This is a genomic window from Candidatus Accumulibacter meliphilus (genome assembly GCF_036625345.1).
In the GTDB taxonomy this organism is placed as follows: Bacteria; Pseudomonadota; Gammaproteobacteria; order Burkholderiales; family Rhodocyclaceae; genus Accumulibacter; species Accumulibacter meliphilus.
This window is the reverse complement of the sequence record NZ_JAZKTZ010000003.1, coordinates 1-15,880: the sequence shown is the minus strand read 5'-3', so window position 1 is coordinate 15,880 and position 15,880 is coordinate 1. Positions and strand designations below refer to the sequence as shown.

At 62.2% G+C, this 15,880-nt stretch carries 17 protein-coding genes and 3 pseudogenes; 9 read left to right on the top strand and 11 right to left on the bottom strand.

The window, feature by feature from the left end; genetic code table 11:
* Window positions 1-53 precede the first annotated feature (53 nt).
* Together guaA and guaB are read right to left on the bottom strand one after the other, a co-directional pair.
* Entirely contained in the window at window positions 54-1,619 is a 1,566-nt protein-coding gene (gene guaA, locus V5B40_RS06335) for a glutamine-hydrolyzing GMP synthase (protein ID WP_332353742.1), read from the bottom strand.
* A gap of 58 nt (window positions 1,620-1,677) precedes the next feature.
* Window positions 1,678-3,138, bottom strand: a complete 1,461-nt coding sequence (gene guaB, locus V5B40_RS06330) for an IMP dehydrogenase (RefSeq protein WP_332353741.1) — start codon at window positions 3,136-3,138, stop codon at window positions 1,678-1,680.
* Between the two features lie 62 nt (window positions 3,139-3,200).
* Here guaB and V5B40_RS06325 point away from each other — a divergent pair, with 62 nt between their 5' ends.
* Window positions 3,201-3,644 carry a DUF4124 domain-containing protein gene (locus V5B40_RS06325; protein WP_332353740.1) on the top strand — a complete coding sequence of 148 codons (444 nt, stop codon included), beginning with the start codon at window positions 3,201-3,203 and terminating at the stop codon, window positions 3,642-3,644.
* A gap of 86 nt (window positions 3,645-3,730) precedes the next feature.
* Here V5B40_RS06325 and V5B40_RS06320 read toward each other — a convergent pair whose 3' ends face one another.
* Entirely contained in the window at window positions 3,731-4,045 is a 315-nt protein-coding gene (locus V5B40_RS06320) for an RnfH family protein (RefSeq protein ID WP_332353739.1), read from the bottom strand.
* Window positions 4,038-4,481 carry a type II toxin-antitoxin system RatA family toxin gene (locus V5B40_RS06315; RefSeq protein ID WP_332353738.1) on the bottom strand — a complete coding sequence of 148 codons (444 nt, stop codon included), beginning with the start codon at window positions 4,479-4,481 and terminating at the stop codon, window positions 4,038-4,040. Before V5B40_RS06315 ends, V5B40_RS06320 begins: the two co-directional genes overlap by 8 nt.
* A gap of 89 nt (window positions 4,482-4,570) precedes the next feature.
* On the opposite strand from V5B40_RS06315, the gene smpB reads away from it, so the two are divergent.
* Entirely contained in the window at window positions 4,571-5,017 is a 447-nt protein-coding gene (smpB, locus tag V5B40_RS06310; protein WP_332353737.1) for an SsrA-binding protein SmpB, read from the top strand.
* A 108-nt stretch (window positions 5,018-5,125) separates the two neighbouring features.
* Here smpB and V5B40_RS06305 read toward each other — a convergent pair whose 3' ends face one another.
* On the bottom strand, window positions 5,126-5,410 hold the full coding sequence (locus V5B40_RS06305) for an FCD domain-containing protein (protein ID WP_332354159.1): 285 nt from the start codon (window positions 5,408-5,410) through the stop codon (window positions 5,126-5,128).
* A 2-nt stretch (window positions 5,411-5,412) separates the two neighbouring features.
* Window positions 5,413-5,880, bottom strand: a complete 468-nt coding sequence (locus tag V5B40_RS06300; RefSeq protein ID WP_332353736.1) for a GntR family transcriptional regulator — start codon at window positions 5,878-5,880, stop codon at window positions 5,413-5,415.
* 316 nt (window positions 5,881-6,196) lie between these two features.
* Between V5B40_RS06300 and V5B40_RS06295 the strand changes: the two genes are divergently transcribed.
* From V5B40_RS06295 to V5B40_RS06285, 3 genes are read left to right on the top strand one after another with little or no spacing between them, the layout of a single operon-like run.
* Window positions 6,197-6,979, top strand: coding sequence for a (Fe-S)-binding protein (locus tag V5B40_RS06295; protein WP_332353735.1), 783 nt, complete (start codon window positions 6,197-6,199; stop codon window positions 6,977-6,979).
* The gene (locus tag V5B40_RS06290; protein WP_332353734.1) at window positions 6,976-7,671 is read left to right on the top strand and encodes a LutC/YkgG family protein; all 696 of its coding nucleotides are present in this window, start codon (window positions 6,976-6,978) and stop codon (window positions 7,669-7,671) included. Before V5B40_RS06295 ends, V5B40_RS06290 begins: the two co-directional genes overlap by 4 nt.
* Complete coding sequence (locus V5B40_RS06285; RefSeq protein WP_332353733.1) at window positions 7,668-9,110, top strand: LutB/LldF family L-lactate oxidation iron-sulfur protein; 1,443 nt, start codon at window positions 7,668-7,670, stop codon at window positions 9,108-9,110. The genes V5B40_RS06290 and V5B40_RS06285 overlap by 4 nt, the downstream gene beginning before the upstream one ends.
* Window positions 9,111-9,483: 373 nt before the next feature.
* Here the strand turns inward: V5B40_RS06285 and V5B40_RS06280 are convergent, their stop codons facing one another.
* The 3 genes and pseudogenes from V5B40_RS06280 to V5B40_RS06270 all read right to left on the bottom strand — a co-directional run.
* Complete coding sequence (locus V5B40_RS06280) at window positions 9,484-10,392, bottom strand: SMP-30/gluconolactonase/LRE family protein (RefSeq protein WP_332353732.1); 909 nt, start codon at window positions 10,390-10,392, stop codon at window positions 9,484-9,486.
* 31 nt (window positions 10,393-10,423) lie between these two features.
* A pseudogene (locus V5B40_RS06275) lies at window positions 10,424-11,236 on the bottom strand (tripartite tricarboxylate transporter permease); the annotation flags it as partial.
* Window positions 11,211-11,733, bottom strand: a pseudogene (locus V5B40_RS06270) (IS1595 family transposase); the annotation flags it as partial. The pseudogenes V5B40_RS06270 and V5B40_RS06275, both read right to left, overlap by 26 nt.
* 170 nt (window positions 11,734-11,903) lie before the next feature.
* Here V5B40_RS06270 and V5B40_RS06265 point away from each other — a divergent pair.
* The 4 genes from V5B40_RS06265 to V5B40_RS06250 all read left to right on the top strand — a co-directional run bounded on the left by V5B40_RS06265 (window position 11,904) and on the right by V5B40_RS06250 (window position 14,888).
* Window positions 11,904-12,437: a DUF6431 domain-containing protein gene (locus V5B40_RS06265; RefSeq protein WP_332353731.1), complete on the top strand. Its 534-nt coding sequence runs from the start codon at window positions 11,904-11,906 to the stop codon at window positions 12,435-12,437.
* A 129-nt stretch (window positions 12,438-12,566) separates the two neighbouring features.
* On the top strand, window positions 12,567-13,895 hold the full coding sequence (locus tag V5B40_RS06260; RefSeq protein WP_332353652.1) for a DDE-type integrase/transposase/recombinase: 1,329 nt from the start codon (window positions 12,567-12,569) through the stop codon (window positions 13,893-13,895).
* Window position 13,896: 1 nt separating this feature from the next.
* Window positions 13,897-14,691, top strand: coding sequence for an ExeA family protein (locus tag V5B40_RS06255; RefSeq protein ID WP_332353730.1), 795 nt, complete (start codon window positions 13,897-13,899; stop codon window positions 14,689-14,691).
* Window positions 14,688-14,888, top strand: a complete 201-nt coding sequence (locus tag V5B40_RS06250; RefSeq protein WP_332353729.1) for a hypothetical protein — start codon at window positions 14,688-14,690, stop codon at window positions 14,886-14,888. The genes V5B40_RS06255 and V5B40_RS06250 overlap by 4 nt, the downstream gene beginning before the upstream one ends.
* A 116-nt stretch (window positions 14,889-15,004) precedes the next feature.
* Here the strand turns inward: V5B40_RS06250 and V5B40_RS06245 are convergent.
* Window positions 15,005-15,451 (bottom strand): annotated as a pseudogene (locus V5B40_RS06245) (transposase); the annotation flags it as partial.
* 58 nt (window positions 15,452-15,509) lie between these two features.
* Window positions 15,510-15,880 (bottom strand): transposase (locus V5B40_RS06240; RefSeq protein ID WP_332353727.1); only part of this gene is annotated, 371 nt, incomplete at its 5' end.

Genomic DNA, 15,880 nt, shown 5'->3' with positions numbered 1-15,880 from the left:
ATAAGTTAAGATCACGAATCGCCAGCTGTTTCCTGCCGTTGCCAGACGGGTGATCATTCCCACTCGATGGTCGCCGGCGGCTTGCCCGAGATGTCGTAGACCACGCGGTTGATGCCGCGCACTTCGTTGATGATCCGGTTCGATACTTTGCCGAGCAGGCTGTGCGGCAGTTCGGCCCATTGCGCGGTCATGAAATCCTGCGTTTCGACGGCGCGCAGGGCGACGACGTATTCGTAGGTGCGACCGTCGCCCATGACGCCGACCGACTTGACCGGCAGGAAGACGGCGAAGGCCTGGCTGGTTTTCTCGTACCAGCCGGCGGCACGCAGCTCGTCGATGAAAATGGCGTCGGCGCGGCGCAGCAGGTCGGCGAACTCGGGCTTCACTTCGCCGAGGATGCGCACGCCGAGGCCGGGGCCGGGGAAGGGGTGGCGATAGACCATGTCGTGGGCCAGACCGAGGGCGACGCCGAGTTCGCGGACTTCGTCCTTGAACAGCTCGCGCAGCGGTTCGAGCAGCTTCAGATTGAGGTCTTCGGGCAGGCCGCCGACGTTGTGGTGGCTCTTGATGGTGTGTGCTTTCCTGGTCTTGGCGCCGGCGGACTCGATTACATCGGGGTAGATCGTTCCCTGCGCCAGCCATTTGGCGTTGGCCAGCTTGCCTGCTTCGGCCTGGAAAACCTCGACGAACTCGCGGCCGATGATCTTGCGCTTCTGCTCGGGATCGGAGACTCCCTGCAGATGGCCCATGAACTGTGCGCTGGCGTCGACATGCACCACCTTGACGCCGAGATTGTGGGCAAAAGTGTGCATCACCTGCTCGGCTTCATTGAGGCGCAGCAGGCCGTTATCGACGAAAACGCAGGTCAGCTGGTCGCCGATGGCGCGGTGGATCAGCGCTGCGGCCACTGACGAATCGACGCCGCCAGAAAGGCCGAGAATGACTTCCTCCTGGCCCACCTGGGCGCGAATCCTGTCGACCGCTTCGCCGACGTAATCGGGCATGTTCCAGTCGTGGCCGCAGGCGCAGATGTCGCGCACGAAGCGGCCGAGGATGTCCTTGCCTTTGAGGGTGTGCGTCACCTCGGGGTGAAACTGTACCGCGTAGAACTTGCGCTCTTCGTCGGCCATGGCGGCGATCGGCGTCGATGGGTTGCTGCCGATCAGCTTGAAGCCCGGGGGCAGGGTGGTGACCTTGTCGCCGTGGCTCATCCAGACGTCGAGCAGCCCGTGCCCTTCGTCGTTGCGTCTGTCCTCGATGCCCCTGAACAATTCCGAGTGGCCGCGGGCGCGCATTTCGGCATAGCCGAATTCGCGCTTGTTCGAGCTTTCGACGCTGCCGCCCAACTGCGCCGCCATCAGCTGCATGCCATAGCAGATACCGAGCACCGGCACGCCGAGTTCGAAGACCACTTGCGGGGCTTTGAAGTCTTCGACGTCGTAGACCGAATTGGGGCCGCCGGAGAGGATGATTCCCTGCGGCTGGAAGTCGCGGATGAAGTCTGCGGAGACGTCGTAGGGATGCAGCTCGCAATAGACCTGTTGCTCGCGGACGCGGCGGGCAATCAGCTGCGCGACCTGCGAACCGAAGTCGAGGATCAGAATTCTTTGGTGGGACATGGCGACGCCTCAAATGAAGCGGGCGGCCCGTAGCCGCCCGTGAATCGTCAATCGATGCTCAATCGACGTGGTAGTTGGGAGCTTCCTTGGTGATCTGTACGTCATGGACGTGTGATTCGCGGACACCTGCCGAGGTGATCTGGACGAAGGTCGCCCGTGCGTGCATTTCGGCGATCGTCCGGCAGCCGAGGTAGCCCATCGACGAGCGCAGGCCGCCCATCAATTGATGAATCACCGCCAGCACCGAGCCCTTGTAGGGAACGCGGCCTTCGATGCCTTCGGGGACCAGTTTGTCGACGTTGGCCGTTTCTTCCTGGAAATAGCGGTCGGCAGCGCCGGCGGCCATGGCGCCGATCGAACCCATGCCGCGATAGGATTTGTACGAACGTCCCTGGAACAGCTCGACTTCGCCGGGCGCTTCCTCGGTGCCGGCGAAAAGGCCGCCGAGCATGACCGCGTTGCCGCCGGCGGCAATCGCCTTGGAGATGTCGCCGGAGTAGCGAATGCCGCCGTCGGCGATCATCGGCACGCCGCAGTCCTTGAGGGCATCATGGACGTTCTGGATGGCCGTGATCTGCGGCACGCCGACGCCGGCGACGATGCGCGTGGTGCAGATCGAGCCCGGGCCGATGCCCACTTTGACGCCGTCGGCACCATGGTCGACCATCGCCAGCGCCGCTTCTGCGGTGGCGATGTTGCCGCCGATCACCTCGACATCGGGAAAGTTCTTCTTGATCCACTTGACGCGGTCGAGCACGCCTTGCGAATGGCCGTGCGCGGTATCGACGACGAGGACATCGACGCCCGCTTCGGCGAGCAGTTCGACGCGTTCTTCGGTGCCTGGGCCGACCCCGACGGCGGCGCCGGCCCGCAAGCGTCCGGAAGCGTCCTTGCTGGCATGCGGGTGTTCGGTGGTCTTGATGATGTCCTTGACGGTGATCAGGCCGCGCAGTTCGAAGGCGTCGTTGATGACCACCACGCGTTCGAGACGGTGCTTGTGGATTACCGCCTTGCCTTCTTCGATCGTTGCCCCTTCCGGGACAGTCACCAGGCGATTCTGCGGCGTCATGATGTTGCTCACCGGCTGGTCGAGTTCGGTTTCGAAGCGCAGGTCGCGGTTGGTGACGATGCCGACGACGACGCGGCCATCGAGCACCGGAACGCCGGAGATTTTGTGCAGGGTGGTCAGCGCCAGCACTTCGCGCACCGACATGGTCGGTGGTACGGTAATCGGGTCCTTGAGGATTCCGGATTCGAAACGCTTGACCTTGGCGACTTCGGCGGCTTGTACTTTTGGGCTGAAGTTCTTGTGCACGATTCCGATGCCGCCTTCCTGCGCCAGGGCGATCGCCAGGCGCGCCTCGGTGACGGTGTCCATGGCCGCCGAAACGAGCGGCAGTTCGAGGCTGATGTTGCGCGTCAAACGCGTCTTGAGCGTGACATCGCGTGGCATTACGGAAGAATGGGCGGGAACGAGGAGCACATCATCGAACGTCAGCGCCCGTTGGATTAAACGCATAGCCTTTGATCCGAGGTCACAAAAACGTATTATACAGCGTGCTCCCTTACCGCTGAACGCCCATGAAGCGCATTGCTCTCGCTGCCGCCATGCTACTTGCCGCCTTCGTTGCGCAGGCGCAAATTTATCAATGGCAGGACGAAAAAAACACGACGGTGATCTCCGACCGACCGCCTCCGGCGAATGTCACGGGCGCGCGGAAAATCGAAGCCGATGCCGCGCCAGGGAGCGACGCCAGCGAGGAGACGCTGGCTGACCACGAGATGGCGTTTCGCAAGCGTCAGAAGGAATCGCAGGAAGGCGCCGAGCAGGCCGACAAGGAGCAGCGCCTGGCGGCGCTGAAAAAGGAAAACTGCGAGAACGCGCGTCGCTCGCTGCAGCTTCTGGAGTCTGGCGAACGCGTAGCGATGCGTGACAGCAAGGGCGAGCGCTACTACCTCGACGAGGCGCAACGCACGCACGAAATCGCCAAGCTACGCCAGGACGTGCAGGCCAATTGCCACTGAGAGAAGTGTGGAGGGTGGAGGGTGAAGTGTGCTGTGGACGCTGCGGGAGCGCCGGCAAGTGCGCTGCGCGAATCCGGCTTTCTCGCCTACTCGCCTTCGCCGGCGCCTTTTTTCATGACCTTGCCTTCGGCGGCACGTTGCTTGCGAACTTCTTTCGGATCGGCAATCAGCGGGCGGTAGATCTCGACGCGGTCCTGATCGCGTAGTCCTGCGTCGGGCTTGGTGAGTTTGCCGAAAATGCCGATCTTGTTTTTTGCGAGGTCGATTTCCGGGTGCTTTGGCAGCAGTCCGGAGGCCTCGATCGCCTCGCGCACGGTGCTGCCCGCGGCAAGCTGCAGGCTGACCAGCTGCTGCTTGTCGGGCAAGGCGTAGATCACCTCGATGGCGAGCAGTTCAGGCATTGGGCAAGCCATGCACTTCGTTGGCGCGTTTCACGAAGGCGTCGACGAACGTGTTGGCGATCTGGCTGAAAACCGGACCGATCACTTTTTCGAACATCTTGCTGGAGAACTCGTAGGACAACTGGAACTCGATCTTGCACGCGTAGTCGGCCAGGGGCTTGAAACGCCAGAGGCCTTCAAGGCGGCGAAACGGGCCATCCACCAGGTGGATTCTCATCCACTGAGGCGACTCCTTGTCGTTCTCGGTGGTGAAGTGCGAAGTCACGTTGCGGTAGTTGATGTGCAGCGTGGCGACCGTCTTCTGCTCGTCGCGAAACTCGCAGCACGTCTGGCTGCACCACGGTAGAAACTTCGGATAGTCTTCGACACGGTCGACCAGGTCGAACATCTGCTGCGATGAACGTTCGATCAGTACCGATTTCTTGACCATGGCCATCCTCTGCCGTACCCCGTGAATCCTGTAGAATCAAATATTCTAGCACTGCACACTCCTACCCACACCTCAATTTCCCGAGAAAAGGCACCATGAGCATTGTCGCCAACAAGAAGGCTTTTCATGACTACTTCATAGAAGAGAAGGTCGAGGCGGGCTTGGTGCTGGAAGGCTGGGAAGTCAAGGCGATCCGCGCTGGCCGGGCGAGTATCAAGGAAGCCTATGTCGTCGTCCGCAAAGGCGAAGTCTTCCTTTTCGGGATGCACATCACGCCGCTGATGGCGGCGTCGACGCACGTCAAACCGGATGCGGTGCGCACCCGCAAGCTGCTGCTGCACGCCAGGCAGATCAGCAAGATGATCGGCCAGGTCGAGCGCGCGGGCTATACGCTGCTGCCGATCGACCTGCATTTCCAGCGTGGTCGCATCAAGGTTGAAATTGGCCTGGCGAAAGGCAAGAAGCAGTACGACAAGCGGGAAGCCGACAAAGACCGCGACTGGGTGCGCGAGAAGGCGCGGCTGATGCGCGCCAAGGTCTAGGCGGCTCGGCCGGCCGCGGGCGTCCGCAGCGCTTGGCCATGACCGCCCCTCTTCCCCCGGCCCTTCTCCCGCGAGGGGAGAAGAGAGTCGTGAGTCGCTTACTTCACATCAACTGAAGTGGCGCAAGGAGCGCTGCTGTCGCTGCTCCGAATCGGCGGCTTCGTCGAGTCGCTGGCGGACGAAATCGATATGCGTTTGCGCCGCCAGGCGGGCGCTTTCCGGCTCGCGGGCGCGAATTGCGTTGCGGATGGCCAGGTGCTGCGCCATCAGTTGCCGCCCGGTTTCCGGACTCACCGCGATGTCACGGAGACTGCGACGCACATGCTCGTGTAGCAGGCGCAGTACACTCCCCAGCAGATGACCGAACAGCAGGTTGTGCGCCGACTCGGCAATCGTCAGGTGAAAAGCGACGTCGGCCGCGACCTGGGCACTGCGATCGTCCTTACGGCGTAGGCGGCGTCAAGTTTCACGTAGGCTTGCTCCAGACGCTCCAGGTCACTTTCGGTTGCCCGTTGCGCAGCCAGTTCGGCAGCCGATCCTTCGATCAGATGGCGAAATTCGAGCACATCCTCCTGCAGGCAGGGGTGTTGCTCGATGAGTTGCTGCCAGGGATCCGAAAAACTGGCTGCGAGCCGGTCGGTGACGTAGGTGCCGCCACCATGACGGCTGATCAGCAGGTCCCTGGAGACGAGTTTCTTGATGGCTTCGCGCAGGGAAGGGCGCGAGACGCCTAGCTCGATTGCCAACTCGCGTTCGGCAGGCAGGCGGTCGCCGGGTTTGAGGGAGCCCTCGAGAATGCGCGTTTCGATCTGATGGGCGACGGCGTCAGGAATGCGCGGGAGCTGGAGCTTGGCAAAATTCATGCTGATCTGTTGATGTCCCTGGCTGGTTCGCCGAAATCATTCCGCCGTTAAAGTGGTCTTACCGGTTCGTTTCGTCAGGAAGTCTACAGACTTTTGGCGGCTTGCGTTGCTGCCCCGCGTATGGCGTGCCAGTTTAACCTTACGGCGCTAGGAATTGCCTACGAATCCCCTACGCATTGCCGCTAATCGGGGCGCAATGGCTGCGCTGAGCGGCAGGCGATTGACAAAGGCAGGGGCTGCAATTAGTGTATTGGGGAATTGGTCTTACCACTTGCGGATTTACCACTTTTCGCCGACAAGAGCACAGGAGACAGCCATGGATGCAGCAGGCCCCCGCCACTACCCGGACAAGCCGGCCAAGGTCTACCTTTTCGGAACCTGTCTGATTGATATGTTTTGCCCGGAGGCGGGCATGGACGCTCTTCGCTTGCTCGAGCGCGAAGGAATCGAGGTCCTTTTTCCGGCCGACCAGACCTGCTGCGGGCAGCCGGCGCACAGCAGTGGTTTTCCCGAGCAGGCACGCGCCGTCGCTCTGGCGCAGTTGCAGCTCTTTCCGGAAGCGTGGCCGGTGATTGTTCCTTCCGGTTCCTGTGCCGGCACCATGCGCCATCATTATCCCGAGATGTTTGCCGATGATCCGCGCTTGCGCGCGCAGGCGAACGCGCTTGCCGAACGGGTGTTCGAACTCAGCGAGTTCCTGGTGCATGTTGCCAAAGTCAGTCTGGCAGACCAGGGTGTGCCGGCACGTGTCGCCTTGCATACTTCATGCGCGGCGCGGCGCGAGATGGGCACGCACGAGCACGGGCGCGCGCTGCTGGCGCAGCTGGGGGCGGTCGAGGTGGTGATGCACGAACACGAATCGGAGTGCTGCGGCTTCGGTGGCACTTTCTCGCTCAAGCACCCGGCGATTTCGTCGGCGATGGCTGGCGACAAGGTCGATGCGCTCAAGGAGACCGGTGCGGAGACTTTCCTGTCGGCTGACTGCGGCTGCATGTTCAGCCTGAATCACACGCTGCAGAAGCGGCGCGATGGTTTTCAGGGGCAGCACCTGGCGACTTTCCTGTGGCAGCGGACGAGTGGCGAAGGAGGGCAGCAATGAGCGCGCGTGACAACATCCTGCAGCGCCTGCGCGCCGCGCCACAAGGCAGGGTGCCGCTGGCACCCGCTGTGCCTGCTTTCTATGACGCCATCCGCGCGGCCACCCCAGCGAGCACGCGTGCGGCGAGAATCGAACTGTTCTGCGAAAAAATGGCGTTCTGGCACGGTGAAGTGGTGCGCGTCACGCACGACAACTGGCCGCAAAAGCTGCGCGAGATCTGTGCCGCCAAGGGCGTGCGCTCGCTGCTCTACGGCGAAGCGAGTGCGCACGCCGAAGCGCTGAAGGCGGCAGGCATCGCCGGGCTGAAGCCTTACGACCGCCCGGTCGGCGAGTGGAAGAAGGAACTCTTCGACGACACCGATGCCGGCCTGACATCGACGCGCGGCGGTATCGCCGAAACCGGCACGCTGATCATCTGGCCGGACGCCAACGAACCGCGCCTGATGTCGCTGGTGCCACCGATCCATTTCGCGCTGCTCGACGCCGACCAGCTCCACGACACGCTGTTCGACGCCATGTGCGCGCAACGCTGGAGCGAGAGCATGCCGACCAACGCGCTGCTCGTCTCCGGTCCCTCGAAGACTGCCGACATTCAGGTCACTCTCGCCTACGGCGCGCACGGTCCGAAGGAGCTGGTAGTGCTGTTGCTGGACAACGAGGTCAACGAACGCGGAACGCGGAAAGGGCAATGAATAATAGCCAGCAGCTCAACTTCGTTCCGGCCAGCGAATTCAAGCAGCGTGCTTCCGTCGCCGTTGCCGATGCGCATCTGCGCAAGAGTTTTCGCGGCGCGATGGACTTCCTGATCAGCAAGCGCGCCGCGCAGTTCCCCAATCCTGAAGCGCTCGAACGTCAGCGCTCGCTCGCCGAACACATCCGCAAGTACAGTCTGGCGCGGCTGCCGGAGCTGCTCGAACAACTCGAGCGCAAGCTGACCGACAATGGCGTGCAGGTGCATTGGGCCGAGGACGGCGAAGAAGCCTGCGCGATCATCGTCGGCATTGCGCAGCGCCATTCGACGAAACTGATGGTCAAGGGCAAGTCGATGGTCAGCGAGGAAGTCGAGCTCAACCATGCCATGGCCGCCGCCGGTATCGACGCCCTGGAGAGCGACATGGGCGAGTACATCGTCCAGCTCGACGGCGAGAAGCCTTCGCACATCATCATGCCGGCGATACACAAGACCAAGGAGCAGATCGCCCGCCTGTTCGCCGACAAGGTGCCTGGCGCCGGCTACACCGAATCGGTCGATGAGTTGATCGGCATTGGCCGCGCCGTCCTGCGCGAGAAGTTCATGAACGCCGAGGTCGGCCTCTCCGGGGTCAACTTCGCCGTCGCCGAAACCGGCACTCTGTGCCTGGTCGAGAACGAAGGCAACGGGCGCATGTGCACCACCGTCCCCGACGTGCATATCGCCATCACCGGCATCGAAAAAGTGGTCGAGAAGCTCGAACACGTGCCGCCACTGTTCGGCCTGTTGACGCGCTCGGCGACCGGGCAGGCGATCACCACCTACTTCAACATGATCAGCGGGCCGCGCAAGCCCGGCGAGAAGGACGGCCCCGGCGAGATGCACCTGGTGCTGGTCGACAACGGGCGCACGCAGGCCTACGGCGACGAGCAGCTGCGCTCGACCCTGCAGTGCATCCGCTGCGGCGCATGCATGAATCATTGCCCGGTGTATACACGTATCGGCGGCCACGCCTACGGCACCACCTATCCCGGGCCGATCGGCGAAATCATCTCGCCGCACATGCTCGGCCTGAATGCCACGCACGTCCTGCCGACCGCTTCCAGCCTCTGCGGTGCCTGCGGCGAAGTCTGCCCGGTGCGCATCCCGATTCCCGAGCTGCTGGTCCGCCTGCGCGAGGAAGCGCAGCACGATGCGCGCCCCGGACATGCAGCGCTGCGCGGTCAGGGCGCTGCCAAGAGCCGCCTGGTCGATGCCATCTGGTCGGGCTGGGCGGCGTTGTACACGCGCCCCGCGCTGTATCGCGCCTTTGGCTGGCTGGCGACGCGCTTTCGTGCGCTGACCCCGCCGATGCAGGGCGGCTGGACCGTCAGCCGCACGCCAATGAAACCGGCCGCGCGAACGCTGCATGAACTGATGGCTGCGAGAAAGAAACGCTGAAACGCCAAGCGTCGCCGGCGAGGTGCGTCAGCAGTACTTCAGCCATGCCTGGCGCCTGGCTCGTGAAACCGCGACACCAGCCCGCACGTCATTGCGAGGAGGCGCAGCCGACGTGGCAAGCCAGTTCCATCGTCTCACTATGTCCCGCCACATTGACCCGACGCTTACCACACTGCGCGCGGACAATGTTGGCATGGCCGAAAAGGCGATTGAAAGCCTGCAACTGCGCTTGGCAGACCGCAGCCTGCCAAGTCGCCAATCCGTTTGCGTGCCGGAACTGATGGCCAGAGAATCGAGCGCGGCACCTTTGCTTGCAACGCGCTGGCAGTCGCCAAAAGCGTCGGCTGGCTTGGTGCGGTCGTCGAAAAGCGGCTTAGGCGTCAGCCAGTCGCGGTTCGGCGATGCCCTGGCTTCCCGGCTGGAACATCAGCAAACGGCCAGCGTAGGGGTCCGTTTCCAGATCCGCTTCTCCCCGACACAGCGACGTCACGAGCATCGTCCGTTGATCGGCGCCGCCGAAGGAACACATGGTCGGTTTTTGCATCGGGATCAGAATTTTCCGGTCCATGACGCCCTCCGGGGTGAACCGCATGATGCAAGCTTCGTCGATCCCACACACCCAGTAGCAGCCATCGGTATCGACCGCCGCGCCATCGGGGCGTCCAACCACGTCGCGCAAATCGGCGAATGGCCGTTTGTTGCTGAGTGAACCCGCATCGATGTCGTAATCGAACACCCATAACATGCGCACATCGCGATGCGAGTCGGCGCAATAGAAACGCCGTCCGTCCGGGCTGAATGCCGAACCGTTCGGAATGACAAAGTCGCCGAATCCGGAACGCGTAAGGCCGTCCTTGCCGGTGAATCGGAACCATTCACCGGCAGCGTCGCCCAAGGTGGTATCCATGACGAAGGTCGACACCCACAACCGGCCTTGCCGGTCGCAGCGCCCGTCGTTGAAGCGCATGCCCGCCTCTGGATGGGTGATCGCGGCGATGCGGGACATCGAGGCTTCGGCACCGTCACCAAGGGCGACATCGAAAATCCCGGTTTCGCAGCAGCAGACCAGCCGGTTATCCGGACGCAGCACCATGCAGCCGGTTTTTTCGGCCAGAGACCAGTGGCGGACCTCGCCACTGGCAGAATCGAGCCGAAAAATCTTCCCCTTCTGGTCGATCCACCACCAGCATTTTGTGGTGTTTTCCCAGACGGGGCTCTCGCCGACGGTATTTCTGACTTCAGGGCAAATCAGCGACCCTGCGTCAACGGTCCTTATGTCCATTACAGCGTCCTTTTTTTAGGGGTGGGGCCGTTCATTGGGCCGCCTGGAGTTTACGGAGTTGGCGTTTAGTCAGATAACTACGAAGCAATGGGTAGAACAACGAGAACAGCGCAAGTGCGAGGAAGGTGACCGTGATCGGTCGGGTATACAGAAAATCGTAGCTGCCCTGGGAGAGCGCGAGAGCCCGGCGGAAGTTGCTCTCGGCCATCGGCCCCATGATCAATGCGAGCACAATCGGTGATGGCGGGAACTCGAATTTCTGCATGAAATAGCCGATGACGCCAGCGACCAGCATGATGCCAATGTCGAACATGCTGTTGTTGATCGCGTAAGTGCCAACCAGGCACAGCGCCATGATCGTCGGGGTCAGGATGGATTTCGGCGTCTGCAGTATTTTGCCCATGAAGCGCAAACAACTCAGCCCCATGATCAGTAGCACTACGTAGCAAAAAAGCATGCCGGCAAACAGTGTAAACACCAGGTCACCGTGCTCCTTGAAGAGCAGCGGTCCCGGCGCCAAACCTTGCAGGGTCAGTGCGCCAAGCATGACGGCGGTCACCGCATCACCCGGAATGCCCAGTGTCAGCATTGGTAGCAGGGCACCGCCGGTGCAACCGGTGGCACCGGCTTCGCAGGCAGCGACGGCCGAGAGTTCGCCTTTGCCGAAATTCTCCGGCGTCTTGCTGAAACGTTTGGCTTCGCTATAGGCGACAAAAGCTGCTATATCGGCGCCGGCACCGGGAATTGAACCGATGAAAATACCCATACCCGCTGAACGGAAAATGGTAAAAATCAGGCTCATTATGGGTTTCGGGTTGTTAGCTGAGGAGCAACCCCAAGAGGGATTCGAGAAGTCGCTTTCCGCGATTTTTGGCGTTGTGAACGAACTCGAAGAAGCCGAGGTAGAGAGGAAGACTTTCCTGGGAGATCCCGCGGTGAGGCCGCAGCCAGGAGCGCAGCAAGGACCAGAAGCCCTCGATGGTGTTGACGTGAACCTCGTGGAAGCCGTCGCCGTCTTCATCGCGGGCGTACTCGCGGGCGCTGTGGCAGACGGTCTTGTGATTGTAGCCCCACTCAGGCAGGCGGCCGTAGATGTCATACTCGTCGGTCAGCACTAGGGTGCCCGGCGCGATGGTGGCCTGGATCAGCGGTTGTATCATGACTTGGCGGACGTTTTCGAGCATGCGGATGACGACTTGACCGCCGCGCTGGATCATGCCGAAAACCGGAGGCTTCTCCTTGGCAAGCGTGCCGCGACCGCGAGCCCCCTTCAGGCGGTTTCTGCGGCCCTTACGGTGTTTTTTTTACTGCCAAAGGATGTCCCTTGTGCCCCGCTGTTACGTCCGCCGCTCTCCAGTAACTGACGGCGTCGCCTATCCCATGAACGGCGAGAGCGAAGGAAGGCGTGCTGCCTGAACGAGGCTGGGACGACGTGAACGAAAGATGGGCCGGGACACCTCTGTTATCGTGGGAAGTTATCAAGACAACCGAGATAGAAGAGAGCCCAGCCCATGCAGCGAATTGTAGCCGGCATCGACACGATCGAGCAGCATCTTGAGGCCGTCAGGCAAGCCCCCGAAGTGTATCGGCCGCCGTGCTGCCCGCATTGCGGGCTCAAGATCCTTTGGCCACACGGGCACTATGAGCGCAAGGCCGACCGACGAGCCGGGCAGGTTTCCCTCAACCCGATACCGATCTGCCGCTACCGTTGCTCTGGTTGTCGGCGCACCTGTTCACGTCTGCCGGCGTGCATCGCACCGCGCCGCTGGTATGACTGGTCGGTGCAGCAAGCCCACCTCGAACGGCAGTTGAGCGAACGCTCCGATCGGCGCCGTGCACTCGGCAGCCTGCCGGACCGGCGTACCGCCGGTCGCTGGTGGGACTGGCTACAGAAGAGCAGCCTGCTGTTCGAGTTTCACCTGCGCGCCCGCTGTGCCGAACTCGGGCGGGCCGCCGACTTCGGCGCTTTCTGGCGTCGGGTATTCGAATCCATGGGCCTGGTGCAAGCCATGACCCTCCTTGATCAAGAGCTGAACATCCCGTGATGTCCTGATCCTGAACGAGCGGCGGACAGGGCAGACCCCGCCCGGGCGGGGTCCCCACACAGTTTGCTCCTGTCATTATCCGGGTCCTTCTGGTTTGATCACCTCTCCGATTTATCACAAGGAGTGGTCATGAACCCGATTGATCCGAAAGCCCTGTTTCGCCTGTCCGTCCTGGGTCCGCTGATTAGCCGCGAGCGGCTGGAGCGGGGAGAACTGCAACAGATTCTGCGCGAGCTGGCCAGCCGCGAATACGCCATTCCCGGCACCCGTCGGCGGCATCTGAGCGAGAAGACGATTCAGGCCTGGTACTACGCCTGGCGCCTCCACAAGCTCGATGGGCTGACGCCCAAGGTACGCGCCGACCGCGGGCAATCGAAGCTCTCCGCCGCCACCCAGGCCGCCATTCTTGCCGCCAAGCGCGACAACCCGCGGCGCTCGCTGTGCCAGATTCGCCAATTGCTCGAAGCGGCCGGCACCGTCGCCCGTGGCGGCCTCGCCCGCTCGACCATTCACCGTCTGCTGCAGCAGCACGGTCTGTCACGAATCAGCGGCTCGGCCAGCCTGCCGGAAGAGAAACGCAGCTTTGTCGCCGCGACCGCGGGGGCGATCTGGTATGGCGACGTGATGCACGGCCCACGCGTCCCGATCGGCGGCAAACTCGCCAAGAGCTATCTCGTCTCACTGTTCGACGACGCTTCCCGGTTGCTCACGCACAGCGCCTTCTGCCCTGGCGAGACCGCTCTGGACATCGAAGGCGTGCTCAAGCAGGCGGTGCTCAGGCGCGGCATTCCGCTCAAGTTGGTCGTTGATAATGGCGCCGCCTATCGCGCCGAAACTTTGCAGGGGATCTGCGCCCGGCTGGGCATCCATCTCATTCACTGCCGGCCGTACGCGCCCGAGGGCAAGGGCAAATTGGAGCGCTGGCACCGTACCTGCCGCGATCAGTTTCTCAGCGAACTCGACGAGCGCCATATCGCCAGCCTGGACGATCTCAACGCGCGTTTGTGGGCTTGGCTCGAGCAGGTTTATCACCGCCGCCCGCATGCCAGTCTGGACGGCATCAGCCCTTTGGCACGTTACCAGCAGGACCTGTCCAGGATTCGCCCGCTCGGGCCGTTGGCGGCGAAGCTCGATCTCTTGTTCCGGCATCGCGTCAGCCGTCTGGTGCGCAAGGATGGCACGGTGTCGTATCACGGCAAACGCTTCGAGGTGCCGTTCGAGCTCTCCGGTCAAACGGTGTCTCTGGTGGTCGATCCGCATACCGAGGTAGTGATCGGCGTCGAGGACGAGGAAGGGAAAGCGATCGGCGCGGCGACGCCGCTCGATGCACTGGCCAACGCCACACGTCGGCGACGCCAGCCGGACCCGGCGAACACTGACCCAGCGCCCCCGACGAAGAGCGGCCCGAATCTGATCGAGCTGATCTATCAGCAATATTACGACTGCAAGGGGGAGTGAAATGGACTTGCAACACTTTGGTTTGCGGCATTCGCCGCTGGGCAAGGAAGCGGCCGAGTTGTGGGATGACGGTGCGCTGGGGCTGTTGGCGGAGCGCTTCGCCTGGTTGTTGCACTCGCCCGGAGTCGGCCTGATCACCGGCGAACCGGGAGTGGGCAAGACGGCCGCCTTGCGCCAGCTGACCCGCGGCCTGAATCCGCATCGCCACCTGGTGATCTATCAGGCGGAGACGGATTTCGGGCGGCTCGATATCTATCGCGGTCTGGCGCGCGCTCTGGGAGTGGAAGCGGGCTATCGGCGGGCGCAGCTGTGGCGCGATCTGAAGGAGCGCATCCTGCAACTGGTCGATGGCCGCCAGTTGGTGCCGGTATGGATCATCGACGAGGCGCAGAATCTGCCGCTGGAGTTCTTCCGCGATTTGCCGGCCTTTCTCAACTTCGCTTTTGATACACGCGATGTGATGTCGGTCTGGTTGATCGGCCATCCGGCACTGGCGCAAACACTGGAGCGGGCGCCGTATGCGGCGCTGGCCGGGCGCGTTCAGGTACGCGTGCAGCTCAAACCGGTGCTCGAACGCGAGCGCTTTGCGCAACTGATCCAGCACAGCCTGAAGAGCGCCGGTTGCACGCATACGCTGCTCAGCGATTCGGGTCTGGAGATCTTGCGGCAGGCCAGCAAGGGGCTACCGCGGCACGCCGGGAGAATTCTGCGCACGGCGATGCGCCTGGCGGTACCACGCGGCCTCAATCATCTGCCGGACGATCTCTTGCAGTTGGCGATCGAGGAATTGCGATGAGCCGCCGCTCTGCTCTCCCGTTGTTCCCCGATGGGCTCTCCGATGAAAGCGCGGCAGTGCTCAGTGAATTCCTTAACCAGCTCGCCGTCGCATGCGAAAGCCGTTACTTCGTACAGCTGCGCCGCTACCACCAGCGGCAGATGAATCTGTACGATCCCGAAGCCCCCTGGCGGACCACGCCGCTGCCGCCTCGGTAGCGCCTTCATCCCACGCTGCCGCCGGGATAGATGTTCCCGTCGCAGCGTGGGACTCGGCCAGCGTTTCAACCTCGAAAAGCTTGGGCCGAGGGCTCTAAATCAGCGCAGGACGTAACACCCGCCACCACATAGACCTCGTCACACTCAACGGTTCCCTGGAGCGCTGGGGCGGGCTTGCGACTGACTACCCCTTCTCGAAGTTGGGTCGCCATCTTCTGAACGTCGTCCTTGTTGAGGCCCAGTTCCTTGCCGATTTGCGTGTTCGACAGGTTCAACCCCATGAAATACAAACACAAGATCCAAGTGCGCAAGGGTAGGTGATGCCCTTCGAAGATCGTGTCGGTTAAGTCGTCAAAGTACCTTTCACAGGACTTACAGCGGTACCTCTGGCGATGTTCCTGAGTCTCATCGCGACCAAACTTGATAACGTGCTCGTCCGCACAATGCGGACAGCGAACACCCGCTGGCCAGCGCAGGTCCCGAACGACTTCGAAGCACTTGGCATCGTTGATAAGGTCTTGGATTTTAACCAGCCCAGTGCTGGCAGTGTGCGTCGTGTACATGCCCCTTTCTCCTAGGTGTTCCTTCCCAGGAGAGCATACGGAATTCCTTGGGCGTTGTCTAGTGCGCCTCTAGCCTCGCTTTCGTTGCGCACCAACCTGGAATCCATACTGAGCCTCCGCGATTTTTGGCGTTGTGAACGAACTCGAAGAAGCCGAGGTAGAGAGGAAGACTTTCCTGGGAGATCCCGCGGTGAGGCCGCAGCCAGGAGCGCAGCAAGGACCAGAAGCCCTCGATGGTGTTGACGTGAACCTCGTGGAAGCCGTCGCCGTCTTCATCGCGGGCGTACTCGCGGGCGCTGTGGCAGACGGTCTTGTGATTGTAGCCCCACTCAGGCAGGCGGCCGTAGATGTCATACTCGTCGGTCAGCACTAGGGTGCCCGGCGCGATGGTGGCCTGGATCAGCGGTTGTATCATGACTTGGCGGACGT